The sequence below is a fragment of the Roseivivax sp. genome (assembly GCF_054552075.1).
In genome coordinates, this window is the sequence record NZ_JBTOLZ010000005.1 from 1 (window position 1) to 12,548 (window position 12,548).

Below are 12,548 nucleotides of genomic sequence, written 5' to 3' on the forward strand. Positions count from 1 at the left end.
CTCAAATTCTGCCACCTTCCCCAGCAACCCCGGAACCCTCAAGGCCCCGCCGTCGCCGCTTCCGACGTCCCGTCAGCGCCTCAGCGCCGCCGGTGAGGGGCCTTCTACGGATACCCACCAAAACCCGCAAGGGGAAAATTCAGAAGATCAGGGATTTTTTGTTCACGGGCGTGAGAGGTGGAGGAACCGGATGCGCCTGAGCTGCGGGAGAAGGCGTGATGAGCGGGGTTTGGGGCGTTGGCGCCGGTTTGCGGGAAAGGCGTTGGTTCTGGGTGGCGACATGGGGTGAGCCGGTGCCGCTGGCATGCCTGCCGCTTGCCTGCCCTCCCGTCTGATCGACGACTCGCCGGCGCAGGTCCGAGCCACCGCGCTCCGACGAGTCGGGGTGCTGTCTCTGGGCGACTCGAGGGACGGGCTGCGGGATACACTCCGAGTCACCACTAGCCTGGTCCGAAGCCTGCGCCCTGCCCCGGCCAACGCCAACGCCAACGCCAACGCCAACGCCAACGCCAACGCCAACGCCAACGCCAACGCCAACGCCAACGCCAACGCCAAGAGGATGCTGCGCGCGGGTCTGGCGGCCAAGGACGCCATTCGCGAAATCTTAAGATGTTTGGGAAATTTTGGTCGGAGTGGCAGGATTCGAACCTACGACCCCTGCCTCCCGAAGACAGTGCTCTACCAGGCTGAGCTACACTCCGACCGTGCCGCGCCGGATATCCAAAGCGCGGGGCTTTGGCAAGAGGTCAATCGCGGCTTTTCGCGCGGATCCGCGCGAGGCGCAGAAGCGCGTCGATCCGGGGCCAGGTGCCGGTCTCGAAGCGCATGCGTGTGCGACTGACCGGGCGGTTGGCGGAGGCCTCGGGCCGGCCTTCGCGGATCACGATGTAGAGGCCCGAACCGATGATGATCGCCGCCCCGAGAATCGTCGCCTGGTCGAGGCTCTCGCCGAAAAGGAGCGTGCCGAAGATCACCGCCCAGAGGATCTGGGAATACTGCATGGGGGCGACGATCACCGCCTCGCCCTCGCGATAGGCGTAGATCATGAGCGCCGCGCCGGCGAAGCCCAGGACCGCAAGGCCCGCGTTCAGCGCCAGGTCCGCCACGGGCATGGGCACATAGACCAGAGGAAGGAGGGCGCCCATGACGGCAAAATTCGCCAGCGTCGGATAGAGGATCAGCACCGCGGTGCGTTCCTCTTGGCCGATCTTGCGCGAGATGATCGAGGCGAGCGCGCTGCCGAAGGCGGCGAAAAGCGCGGCCATATGGGCGAGCGTCAGCTCGGTCGTGCCGGGGCGCAGGACCACGATGACCCCGCTCAGGCCGACGATTACGGCGGCCCAGCGGCGCAGGCGCACGCGTTCTCCGAGGACCGGGATCGCGAGGATGGTGATGAAGAGAGGTGCGGCAAAGATGATCGCATAAACCTGCGCGAGCGGCAGATTGGAGAAAGCGTAGAAGGCCGAGCCACCGGTGACCACCGCGGCGCCGGTGCGCAGCGCCACCCACCAGGGGTGCACGGGGCGCAGGTGGCCCGGTTCGGAATCGCTGATCAGCATGAGACTGATGAGCGGGAAGCCGAAAAGCACGCTGAAAAAGAGGATCTGCACCGGGCTGTAGGCGCCGCCGAGCACCTTGACGACCAGGTCATGCGTGGCGAAGGCCGCGAAACCCGTCAGCGCGATCAGCGCGCCCCTGGCGTTCGGTCCCATGTCGCACTCCTCCGGGCGCGCCCACCGCGCCGCTGCTTCGCAAGGAACCCCGGATCGGCGGGATCTTCAAGGCGGGGGTGGGGAGAAAGCGGGATCCGGCTGGGTGGTGCGGCTGGTGATGGGCTTGGGGGTGCAGGGCGGGGACGGGCTGCCCTCGCGGCTCGGGCTCGCATTTGGAGGGCGCGTTATTGGCAAAATGCGCCGTGAGAGTCCTAGGCTACGCGAAAGGCACGCACGTGCGCGCGGCGGGGGTTAGGGAAGGTCTTCGCGCGGGCGCAGTCAACGCGCCGGGCGCCTATCGGGCACCGGGGTAGGCCGCGGCCGGCAGGTGCAGAGACCTGCCGGCCGGCCCGGGATCAGAGCGAGGCTTCGAGCTTTGCGACGATCGCGTCGCCCATCTCGGCGGTGGAGACGGGGGCGACGCCCTCTTCGCCCAGCAGATCGGCGGTGCGCAACCCGTCGGCCAGCACCTCTTCGACCGCGCGCTCGAGGCGGGCGGCCTCGTCGCCCTTGTCGAAGGAATAGCGCAGCGCCATGGCGAAGGAGAGGATGCAGGCGATCGGGTTCGCCTTGCCCTGCCCCGCGATGTCGGGCGCCGAGCCGTGCACCGGCTCGTAAAGCGCCTTGGGCCGGCCGTTCCCCATCGGCGCGCCAAGCGAAGCCGAGGGCAGCATGCCCAGAGAGCCGGTCAGCATGGCGGCGAGGTCCGACAGCAGGTCCCCGAAGAGGTTGTCGGTCACGATCACGTCGAACTGCTTGGGCCAGCGGGTCAGCTGCATGGCGCCGGCGTCGGCATACATGTGGCTGAGCTCCACGTCCGGGTAATCCTGACCGACGCGGTTCACCACCTCGCGCCAGAGGATGCCCGATTCCATCACGTTGGCCTTCTCCATCGAGCAGAGCTTGCCACCGCGCTTGCGGGCCAGTTCGAAGGCCGAACGCGCGACGCGGTCGATCTCGCTTTCGGTGTAGCGCTGGGTGTTGATGCCGACGCGCTCGTTGCCCTCTTCGAAGATGCCGCGCGGCTCGCCGAAGTAGACGCCCGAGGTCAGCTCGCGGACGATCATGATGTCGAGCCCGGCGACCACCTCCTGCTTGAGCGAGGAGAAATGCGAGAGCGCGTCGAAACACTGGGCGGGGCGCAGGTTGGCGAAGAGGTCCATCTCCTTGCGAAGGCGCAGGAGGCCGCGCTCGGGCTTCACCGAGAAGTCCAGCTCGTCATACTTCGGCCCGCCGACGGCGCCGAGCAGCACCGCGTCGACCTCTTGCGCGCGGGCCATGGTGTCGTCGTGCAGGGGCGTGCCGTGCTTGTCGTAGGCCGCGCCGCCGACCAGATCCTCGCTGACCTCGAAAGCCAGGTCCCGCTTTGCTCCGTACCAGTCGATGATCTTGCGGACCTCGGCCATGACTTCCGGGCCGATCCCGTCACCGGGCAGAATGAGAAGCGAGGGGGTGGTCATGGGCGGCGTCCTTTGCGGAAAAATGCGTTCACTTGCGGGTAAGCAAAGCCCGCCGCGGCGTCAAGAATCGGGGGGCTCGGGTCCGGGGCTTCTCAGGCTGACCCAGACGGCGCGATGTGGGCCCGCATCCGGCAGGATCGGGCCGAGACCGGCGCGCAAGAGCGACAACCGCGCGTCGGGCAGCACATAGCTGACGCGCAGCGGTCCGGGCCCGCCTTGCCAGAGGGCGGTGGGCTGGCCGGGCAGCGGATCGACAAGCCGCGGATGGGTCAGGAGCGCGCGGATCGCCTCGTGCCGCCCCTCGCCGCGCGCGGGGTCGAGGTTGGCATTTCCGATCAGGACAACCGGGCCTTCGGGCGGCGGTTCCTCCAGCTTGCCCTCCAGCAGGCGCAGCCAAAGCGCCAGCTCGTCGTGATTGCGCCTGCCGTTGCGGTCCTCGGGCCCGTCGAAGACCGGCGGCGTGGCGTGAAACCCCAGAAGCGTCAGCGCCCCGCCGCCCGGCAGCGCCAGCGGCACCACCCAATGCCCGGTGCTGGAGAGCCGCTGCACCCCGGCGCCGGGATCCTCCGGCGCCATGAGCGTGCCGGGCAGGTCCTCCCAGAGGAGCCCCGAGAGATCCCGCGCGGGCCCCGGCGGCAGGCGCGAAAGCAGCGCCATGCCGCCCTCGCCCGCGAACCAGCCGTAACCCTGGGCATCGCGCGGCTCGCCCAGCGCGCCGTTGCCGTCGAGGTCGCGCCCGCTCTGCAGGCCGGTGTTGGGCCGAAGCGCGAAGAGATGCGGATAGGGCCGCGCCAGGCTGTCGTTCAGCGCGGTGAGCGCCTGCAGCCCGTGGTCGTAATCCACATCCGTCAGCAGCAGCACATCGGCATCGAGCGCGGCGATGCCCTGGGTGATCGCGGCAAGATCGGGGTCTTCGCCGCGCAGGAGATCGCGCAGAAGCAGCCCCGGCCCCTTGCGGGTCAGGGGCGCGTGCCAGGTCGCGATACGGAGGGGATCACCGGCAGCAAGCGGCGCGGGCGCGAGGCCCAGCGCCAAAATCGCGGCAAGGATCAGGCGGACTGCAAGACGTCCGACTGCGCATAGGCGCGGCGGCGCTTTTCCTCGATCAGTTCGACCACGCGCCAGAGCGCCACGCCGCGCATGATCAGGGCGGTCGGAAGAAAGGCCCATGCGGTCATCACCCAGATCAGCGCCTGCGGATCACCGATCGGCAGGCCCATGCCCAGACCGTCGAGCGATTTCAGGACGGCCGGGATCAGGAATGGCAGCAAGAACCCTAAGGCCACGTTAACGTGGGCGTCACGTTTCAGCCGGTAGACCACGTCACCGCCGGTCGTCGGGTCAAAAAGCGGCAGGTTCACCCAGACGTTGAAGGCCTTCTTGCGGATCGGCCAGCCGAGGATCCGGATCAGCGGCACGAAGATACACAGCGTGAAGAGCCCGACCAGATAGGCCAAGCCGGCGAGCGCGCGCAGAAGCTCGACGAAGGGCTGCGGCGCGGTCTCGGGGGCGATCAGCACCGCCAGCCGCACCGGCGAGAAGGGGAAATCCATCGCATGGCCGACCTTGGCGCCGAGGTTCGCGGCGGCATAGCCGACCGCGGTCGGCGCATGGGTCTGGCGCACCACCAGCGTCAGAAGCACCAGCATGGCGAAGAGCGCGAAGAATCGCATGCGGTTGAAGGGCGGCGCGTCGCGGAACTCGATGAAGCTCGGAGCGGAGCCGAAATATTCCAGGAAGGTCAGCCCGCCGGCGACGAAGGCCGCGAACATGAAGATCTGCGAATCCTCGGCCGGCACCCCGGGCAGAAGCAGCCCGGGCATGGCCACGATCCAGGCCATAAGCAGGGCGCGCAGCCCCGCGCTGAAAACGCGTGCGATCAAGAACCTGCCCTCATGCGCCGAGCGGGAGCGATGCCTTGCCGCGCCCTTGTCCCGACCTTTGGCCGCCTTCTGGCGGCGCTGTGCCTCAGTTTTGCCCAAATCTTGCCGCCTTTCCGACAAGTGCTCAAGATCACTGACGGATTTTGCAGACAAATCTGACCTTAATGAGGTCCGGCTGGTGCCAAAATACATCTGCCGCGTGTGAGGCCTCATGCAAAACGGCCGCGGGCGGGTGCCGCGGCCGTTCTGGATTTGTCAGAGGCAGGCGCCGGGCTCAGACCCAGGGACGCTCCTGCGCGACGCGGGATTCATAGGCGTCGATCTCGCTGGCCTTCTCGAGGGTCAGCGCGATGTCGTCGAGCCCCTCGAGCAGGCAGTGCTTGCGGAAGGGATCGACCTCGAAGGGGATGACCTCCCCGTCCGAGGTGGTCACCGTCTGCGCCTCGAGGTCGACGGTCATCCGCGCGTTCTGGCCCTTCTCGGCGTCCTTCATCAAGAGGTCCACCTGCTCCTGCGGCAGGCGGATCGGCAGGATGCCGTTCTTGAAGCAGTTGTTGTAGAAGATCTCGGCGAAGCTCGGCGCGATGACGCAGCGGATGCCGAAATCCTTGATCGCCCAGGGCGCATGTTCCCGCGAGGAGCCGCAGCCGAAGTTCTCGCCCGCGACCAGCACCTCGGCCTCGCGGTATTGCGGCTTGTTCAGCACGAAGTCGGGCACCTCATTGCCGTCGTCGTCATAGCGCATCTCGTCGAAGAGGTTCACGCCGAGACCCGACCGCTTGATCGTCTTCAGGAACTGCTTGGGGATGATCATGTCGGTGTCGACATTCACCAGCGGCAGGGGCGCCGCGACCCCGGTGATCTTTTCGAACTTGTCCATGTCCTATTCTCCTTGTCCGGAGCGCGATGCGCCGGGGTCAGCTCAGCGCGCGGACGTCGGTCAGCCGGCCGGTGACCGCCGCCGCCGCCGCCATCGCGGGGCTCATCAGGTGGGTGCGGCCGCCGCGGCCCTGCCGGCCCTCGAAGTTGCGGTTCGAGGTCGAGGCGCAGCGCTCGCCCGGGGCCAGCTGGTCGGGGTTCATGCCGAGGCACATGGAGCAGCCCGCGAGCCGCCATTCGAAGCCCGCGTCGATCAGCTTCTGGGCGATGCCCTCTTCCTCGGCCTGGGCGCGCACGAGGCCCGAGCCCGGCACGATCATGGCGCGGATGCCCTCCTTGACGTGGCGGCCCTCCATGATCTTGGCGACCTCGCGCAGGTCCTCGATCCGGCCATTGGTGCAGGAGCCGATGAAGACCGTGTCGATCTCGATCTCGGAGAGCTTGGTGCCCGGCTTCAGGCCCATGTAGTCGAGCGAGCGCTTGGCCGCCTCGACCTTGCCGCCGGCAAAGCTGGACGGGTCCGGGACCTCGGCGTCGATCGGCAGGGCGTCCTCGGGCGAGGTGCCCCAGGTCACGACCGGCGCGATGTCCTCGCCGGCGATGGTGACGACCTTGTCCCAATGCGCGTCATCGTCGGAATAAAGCGTCTTCCACCAGGCCATGGCCGCTTCCCACTGCGCGCCCTTGGGCGCATGCGGACGGCCCTGCACGTAGTCGAAGGTGGTCTGGTCCGGGGCGATCAGGCCGGCGCGGGCGCCGCCTTCGATCGCCATGTTGCAGATCGTCATGCGGCCTTCCATGGAGAGCGCCTGGATCGCCTCGCCGCAGTATTCGATCACATAGCCGGTGCCGCCGGCGGTGCCGGTCTTGCCGATGATCGACAGCACGATGTCCTTGGCGGTCACACCGGGCGAGAGCTTGCCGGTGATCTCCACCTTCATGTTCTTCGACTTCGACTGGATCAGCGTCTGGGTGGCCAGCACATGCTCGACCTCGGAGGTGCCGATGCCATGGGCCAGCGCCCCGAAGGCGCCATGGGTGGCGGTGTGGCTGTCGCCGCAGACGATGGTCATGCCGGGCAGGGTCCAGCCCTGCTCGGGGCCGATGATATGCACGATGCCCTGGCGGATGTCGGAGACCGGGTAATAATGCACCCCGAACTCCTTGGCGTTCTTGTCGAGCGCCTCGACCTGGATGCGGCTTTCGGCGTTCTCGATGACCTTGTCGCGCCCCTCGGTGGTCGGCACGTTGTGGTCCGGCACGGCGATGGTCTTCTCGGGCGCGCGCACGCTCCGGCCCGACATGCGCAGGCCCTCGAAGGCCTGCGGGCTCGTCACCTCGTGCACGAGATGGCGGTCGATATAGAGATGCGTGGTGCCGTCCTCGGCTTCATGGACGACATGGGCGTCCCAGATCTTGTCGTAGAGGGTCTTTCCGGCCATTGGGGGTCTCCCCGCGATATATTGGCGATTGTAGTCGAAAATCGGATGTCGATCACGGCGGCGCAGCGGCGCGGCCAAGGCCGGCGGCGCCCGTCCCGGGCCCCGCGCGGCGCGCGCGCATCATAGGCGGGCGAGCACCGTGTGGGTGGTCGCGCCGAAGAACCGCTCCTTGAGGCGGGTCCGATCGCCGATATCGAAGATGCGTTCCATGGAGCATGGCAATAGCGCCTCGCCGCCCCTGCCGCAAGGCCACGCGGCGCTGCGCGATAGCGTCGCAGAGGCTTTGCGCCCCTTGGAGCCCCCGCGACCAATGTCTATGTCTGCGCAGTCCCGAACCCGGAGCCCCGCCCGTGCAAAGCTGGCTGAACATCGTGCATGTCTGCCTGATCGCCACCCTCGTGGCGGCGGCGCTCTTCGTCTGGACCAGCCATCTCGACGCCGGACCCGAGGCGCTGGAGCTGCGGCAGGACCTGGCCGCGGAGTGAGCCGCGCGCAGCGGGCGGGGTGTTGAGGCGGCCGAGCTTGCGCGGTCTTTGACGCCGGGCCCTGGTGCCGGCCTTTTGCATTCCTAAAAAACTGGCAATCCGCCCTGCCCTTTCGGTCGATCGGCTGATGCCGCCGCGCGCACGGCCTGCCGCCCGGCCAGGGTACATTTCGCCCTGCCACACCTAGCGCGACACAGCCTCCCTCCCGGCCCGCGCGGCTTGCGTAATGATCCGCCAGCGCATTGAATACGGGGCATGATTGAGACCGCGCCCCGCCGATGATCCCCGAGACGCTCCCCGCCGAGCTGCGGCAGATCCTCGAGAGCCTCCTTGCCCAGGGCGAGCTTTTCCTGGCCGGGCTGATGCGACCCTGGAACCTCTACCAGATCGTCATCGCTCTGGCGCTTTTCGCCGCGGCGCATCTAGCCTCGCGCATGGTCGCGCCGCGGGTGCACGGCTGGATGCGCGGGCTCGAGGGCGTGGCGAAATGGCGGATGCGGATCCTGGTGCTCTTGCAGCGGCGCATCCGCATGCTGTTCTTCGCGCTGCTGCTCTGGGCCACGGTCTGGCTCATGCGAGAGGTGACCTGGCCCTCGCGCTCCTACCTCCTTGGGATTTTCGCGGAGCTGGCCACGGCCTGGGTCTTCATCGCGGTGGCGACCCGGCTGATCGGCAACCCGGTGATGCGCAGCCTGGTGCGCTACGGCGCCTGGACCTGGGTCACCCTGTCGATCCTGAACCTGACCGAGGCCGCGCAGCAGGCGCTCGATTCCATCGGCGTGAGCTTCGGCGAGGGGCGGCTGACGCTCTGGCTGATCCTGCAGGCGCTGGTCCTGCTGATCGCGCTGGTGACCCTGGCGCGGTTCGCCGCCACGGTCTCGGCGGCGCGGATCCGCACCAACCAGGACATTTCGCCCTCGATGCAGGTCCTGGCGGTGAAATTCCTGCAGGTGCTGCTTTACGGTGCCGCCTTCTTCGTGGCGCTGAAGCTCGTCGGCGTGGATCTGACCGGGCTCGCTGTGCTTTCGGGCGCGATCGGCGTGGGCCTGGGCTTCGGGCTGCAGAAGGTGGTCTCGAACCTGGTGTCGGGGGTGATCATCCTCCTCGACAAGTCGATCAAGCCCGGCGACGTGATCTCGCTCGGCGAGACCTTCGGCTGGATCAATTCGCTGGGCGCGCGCTACGTCTCGATCACCACGCGGGACGGCAAGGAATACCTGATCCCCAACGAGGACCTGATCACCGGGCAGGTGGTCAACTGGTCGCATTCCAACGATTTCGTCCGGCTCGACATCTATTTCGGCACCGCCTACGGCGACGACCCGCACAAGGTGCGCCGGATCGCCGTGGAGGCCGCCGCCGCGACCAACCGGGTGCTCGCCGACCGCCCGCCGGTTTGCCATATCGTCGGCTTCGGAGACAGTTCGGTGGACTACATCCTGCGGTTCTGGATCCGCGACCCCACCGGCGGGCTGACCAACATCCGCGGCAATGTCTACCTGGCGCTCTGGGACGCCTTCCAGGAGCACGGGATCTCCATCCCCTTCCCCCAGCGCGAAGTGCGGGTGCTGGAGGGCTCCGAGCTGGCGACGCGGGCGGTGGATTAGGGGCTTTGCTGTTTCGGCCCCGGGGGAGAGCGCCCTGGGCAGGCGATGGGGGCGGCGGATGTGTCCCGCCCGGTTTGGGGCACAGACCCAGCCACCTATTCCAGCTTCGCTCACCACCCAGCCCCAACCTCAAAGGCAAAAGGCGCGCGCAGTAACAAAGCACGCAGGCGCAAACGCCCAACTTGGTCGCAAGCTCAAAGACCGCCCCTCTCCATCCTCTCCACCAGCACCACCCGAGGGCGCGCGCCGGACCGGGGGCCGGCGCTGCCGACCTCCGAGCTGCACATTTTATCCCAACAAGGTCAGGGCAACCTGCGATCTACGCGCACCACCCCAAGAAGCGCCGGCCCATAGGGCCGGTCCGGCGCGCGCCCGGCATCTTCGATGCTATTCGGGCGCAAGGAGGCGCAACAGTGTCCAAGGTTGGGGAGAACCACGCCGGGATTGCGCTTCACCTGGAAGATGAGGGCGGCCGGCTGGAACCGGGCGGCACACCTGCACCGACACCCAACCTCTGAAAACAGCCCCTCCACCCTCTCCACCAGCACCACCCGAGGGCGCGCGCCGGACCGGGGGCCGGCGCTTCCGACCTCCGAGCTGCGCACTTTATCCCAACAAGGTCAGGGCGAACTGTGATCTGCGCACCCCACTCCAAGGAGCGCCGGCCCAAGGGGCCGGTCCGGCGCGCGCCCGGCACCTTCGGTGCTATTCGGGCGCAAGGGGGCGCGGGTTGCTCGTGGGGGGCTGCTGCTCCGAGCGGGTTGGGGCGTGCGGATTCGGGCTCAGTGAGGTCGCGGGGATCCGTCGCGTCGCCGGTCGGGCTAGGTGTGTGGTTCAGGGACCTTGGGACCATAGAGCCGGGACACACGCAGCAAGGCTCCACCCGCCCAACCCGCTCCGCCGTCAGCCGCAATCAAACCCCATCCCCCCTGACGCGCCGTTCCCCCTGACATTCCCCGGGCAAGCGTCCATAGTCCGCGCCGACAAGGAAGGAGATCCCCATGCGCGACGACATCGTCATCCTCTCGGGCGCCCGAACCGCCATCGGCACCTTCGGCGGCAGCCTCGCCGGCACCCCGCCGATCGACCTCGGCACCACCGCCGCCAAGGCCGCGCTCGCGCGGGCCGGGCTCGAGGGCGGCGACATCGGCACCGTCGTCTTCGGCCATGTGATCAACACCGAGCCGCGCGACATGTATCTCAGCCGCGTCGCCGCCATGCAGGCCGGCGTGCCCGAGACCGTCCCCGCGATGAACGTCAACCGGCTCTGCGGCTCGGGCGCCCAGGCCATCGTCTCGGGCGTGCAGTCCCTGGCGCTCGGCGATGCGGAGGTGGCGCTGGTCGGCGGGGCCGAGGCCATGTCGCGCAGCCCCTATATCGTGCCCGACCAGCGCTGGGGCGCGAAGATGGGCGACATCCGCACCCTCGACATGATGCTGGGCGCGCTGAACTGCCCCTTCGGCACCGGCCACATGGGCGTCACCGCCGAGAACGTCTCGGGCGAGCATGACATCTCGCGCGAGGCCCAGGACGCCTTCGCGCTGGAAAGCCAGAACCGCGCCGCGCGCGCCATCGCCGAGGGCCGCTTCAAGGAGCAGATCGTCCCGGTCGAGGTGCGGGTGAAGCGCGACATGGTGCCCTTCGAGACCGACGAACACCCCAAGGAGACCTCGCTCGAGAAGCTGGGCGGCCTGAAGCCGGTGTTCCGCAAGGAGGGCACGGTGACCGCGGGCAATGCCTCGGGCATCAACGACGGCGCCGCGGCGCTGGTGCTGGCCACCGCGGGCGCCGCCGAGGCGCGCGGCGCCACGCCCCGCGCCCGGGTCCTGGGCTACGCCCATGCCGGCGTCCGCCCCGAGGTCATGGGCATCGGCCCGGTGCCCGCGGTCCGCAGCCTCTTCGAGAAGACCGGCCTCGGCCCCGAGGATTTCGACGTGGTCGAGTCGAACGAGGCCTTCGCCGCCCAGGCGCTGGCGGTGAACAAGGAGCTGGGCCTCGATCCGGCCAAGGTGAACCCCAACGGCGGCGCCATCGCGCTTGGCCATCCGGTCGGCGCCACCGGCGCGATCATCACGGTGAAGGCGCTCTACGAGCTCGAGCGCATCGGCGGCAAACGCGCGCTGATCACCATGTGCATCGGCGGCGGCCAGGGCATCGCGCTGGCGATCGAACGGCTCTGATCCCGCAGCCCGTCTGACGGAAAAAGCGCCGCGCCGGTCCCCACCGGCGCGGCGCTGTCGTCTCAAAGGACCGCCCCCGGGCCCACCCGCCTCAGGCCGCGCGTTCGGCCGCCTCGGCGTCGCGCAGGAAGACCGGCTTGCCGGGCTCCGAGAGGTCCGCGCGGTAAGCATAGCCGCCCAGGTCGAAGCCCAGGATCGCCTCGGGGTCGGTCAGCCGGTTCTGCACGATGAAGCGCGCCATGGCGCCGCGCGCCTTCTTGGCGAAGAAGCTGACGATCTTCGGCGTGCCGTTCTTCTCTTCCATGAACTGCGGGGTCACGATGCGCAATCCCAGCGCCTTTTCCGGCACCGCGCCGAAATACTCCTGGCTGGCGCAGTTGATCAGCGTGTCGCTGCCGAGCGCCTCGGCCTCGGATTTCAGCGTCTTGGCGATCTGGTCGCCCCAATAGGCATAGAGGTTGCTGCCCCGCCGGGTCTTCAGCCGCGAGCCCATCTCGAGCCGGTAGGGCTGGATCGCGTCGCGGGGCCGCAGCACGCCGTAAAGCCCCGAGAGGATGCGCAGGTGGTCCTGCGCCCAGTCCATCTCCTCGGCATCGAGCGATCCGGCCTCGAGCCCCTGGTAGGTGTCGCCCGCGAAGGCCAGGGCGGCGGGCCGCCGCTGGTCGGCGTCCGGCTCCTCCGAGAAGGCGCGGAACCTGTCGCGGTTCAGCCGCGCCAGGTCGTCGGAGAGATCCATCAGCGCCTTGAGGTCGCGCAGCGGCAGGTTGCGCATGGTCTTGGCGAGCCGCAGGGCATCGGCCTCGAACCGCGGTTCGGTCATCTGGACGGGCTGCGGGCTCCAGTCGAGCCGCTTGGCCGGGGAAATCACGGTGAGCACAGCGGGGCTCCTTGCATCTGGTC

At 68.3% G+C, this 12,548-nt stretch carries 10 protein-coding genes and 1 tRNA gene; 3 read left to right on the forward strand and 8 right to left on the reverse strand.

Annotated features, from left to right (window positions below):
* Positions 1-624 precede the first annotated feature (624 nt).
* From ACX938_RS05190 to leuC, 7 genes are all read right to left on the reverse strand, one after another.
* Positions 625-701: transfer RNA gene (locus tag ACX938_RS05190), tRNA-Pro, on the reverse strand.
* Positions 702-746: 45 nt separating this feature from the next.
* Positions 747-1,712, reverse strand: a complete 966-nt coding sequence (locus ACX938_RS05195; protein WP_459430239.1) for a DMT family transporter — start codon at positions 1,710-1,712, stop codon at positions 747-749.
* A 356-nt stretch (positions 1,713-2,068) separates the two neighbouring features.
* Complete coding sequence (leuB, locus tag ACX938_RS05200) at positions 2,069-3,172, reverse strand: 3-isopropylmalate dehydrogenase (protein WP_459430240.1); 1,104 nt, start codon at positions 3,170-3,172, stop codon at positions 2,069-2,071.
* A gap of 60 nt (positions 3,173-3,232) precedes the next feature.
* Entirely contained in the window at positions 3,233-4,207 is a 975-nt protein-coding gene (locus ACX938_RS05205) for an endonuclease/exonuclease/phosphatase family protein (protein ID WP_459430241.1), read from the reverse strand.
* 14 nt (positions 4,208-4,221) lie between these two features.
* Positions 4,222-5,055 (reverse strand): hypothetical protein, encoded by an 834-nt coding sequence (locus tag ACX938_RS05210; RefSeq protein WP_232754611.1) that lies wholly within the window; start codon positions 5,053-5,055, stop codon positions 4,222-4,224.
* 274 nt (positions 5,056-5,329) lie between these two features.
* Complete coding sequence (gene leuD, locus ACX938_RS05215) at positions 5,330-5,935, reverse strand: 3-isopropylmalate dehydratase small subunit (RefSeq protein WP_232754610.1); 606 nt, start codon at positions 5,933-5,935, stop codon at positions 5,330-5,332.
* A gap of 37 nt (positions 5,936-5,972) precedes the next feature.
* Positions 5,973-7,376, reverse strand: coding sequence for a 3-isopropylmalate dehydratase large subunit (gene leuC / locus ACX938_RS05220; RefSeq protein WP_232754609.1), 1,404 nt, complete (start codon positions 7,374-7,376; stop codon positions 5,973-5,975).
* A gap of 350 nt (positions 7,377-7,726) precedes the next feature.
* On the opposite strand from leuC, the gene ACX938_RS05225 reads away from it, so the two are divergent.
* The 3 genes from ACX938_RS05225 to ACX938_RS05235 all read left to right on the forward strand — a co-directional run bounded on the left by ACX938_RS05225 (position 7,727) and on the right by ACX938_RS05235 (position 11,648).
* A complete protein-coding gene (locus tag ACX938_RS05225; protein WP_255702993.1) occupies positions 7,727-7,861 on the forward strand; it encodes a hypothetical protein in 135 nt (44 codons plus the stop codon).
* 278 nt (positions 7,862-8,139) lie between these two features.
* Positions 8,140-9,468, forward strand: coding sequence for a mechanosensitive ion channel family protein (locus ACX938_RS05230; RefSeq protein WP_459430242.1), 1,329 nt, complete (start codon positions 8,140-8,142; stop codon positions 9,466-9,468).
* Between the two features lie 1,001 nt (positions 9,469-10,469).
* Positions 10,470-11,648 (forward strand): acetyl-CoA C-acyltransferase family protein, encoded by a 1,179-nt coding sequence (locus tag ACX938_RS05235; protein ID WP_459430243.1) that lies wholly within the window; start codon positions 10,470-10,472, stop codon positions 11,646-11,648.
* A gap of 91 nt (positions 11,649-11,739) precedes the next feature.
* On the opposite strand, the gene yaaA is transcribed toward ACX938_RS05235, so the two are convergent.
* Positions 11,740-12,525: a peroxide stress protein YaaA gene (gene yaaA, locus ACX938_RS05240; protein WP_459430244.1), complete on the reverse strand. Its 786-nt coding sequence runs from the start codon at positions 12,523-12,525 to the stop codon at positions 11,740-11,742.
* Positions 12,526-12,548: the final 23 nt, after the last annotated feature.

What these genes read in the sequence shown, in the direction of transcription:
- ACX938_RS05195 (WP_459430239.1), bottom strand. Translation starts at nt 1,712, where the DNA reads ATGGGACCGAACGCCAGGGGCGCGCTGATCGCGCTGACGGGTTTCGCG.
- leuB (WP_459430240.1), bottom strand. Translation starts at nt 3,172, where the DNA reads ATGACCACCCCCTCGCTTCTCATTCTGCCCGGTGACGGGATCGGCCCG.
- leuD (WP_232754610.1), bottom strand. Translation starts at nt 5,935, where the DNA reads ATGGACAAGTTCGAAAAGATCACCGGGGTCGCGGCGCCCCTGCCGCTG.
- leuC (WP_232754609.1), bottom strand. Translation starts at nt 7,376, where the DNA reads ATGGCCGGAAAGACCCTCTACGACAAGATCTGGGACGCCCATGTCGTC.
- ACX938_RS05230 (WP_459430242.1), top strand. Translation starts at nt 8,140, where the DNA reads ATGATCCCCGAGACGCTCCCCGCCGAGCTGCGGCAGATCCTCGAGAGC.
- ACX938_RS05235 (WP_459430243.1), top strand. Translation starts at nt 10,470, where the DNA reads ATGCGCGACGACATCGTCATCCTCTCGGGCGCCCGAACCGCCATCGGC.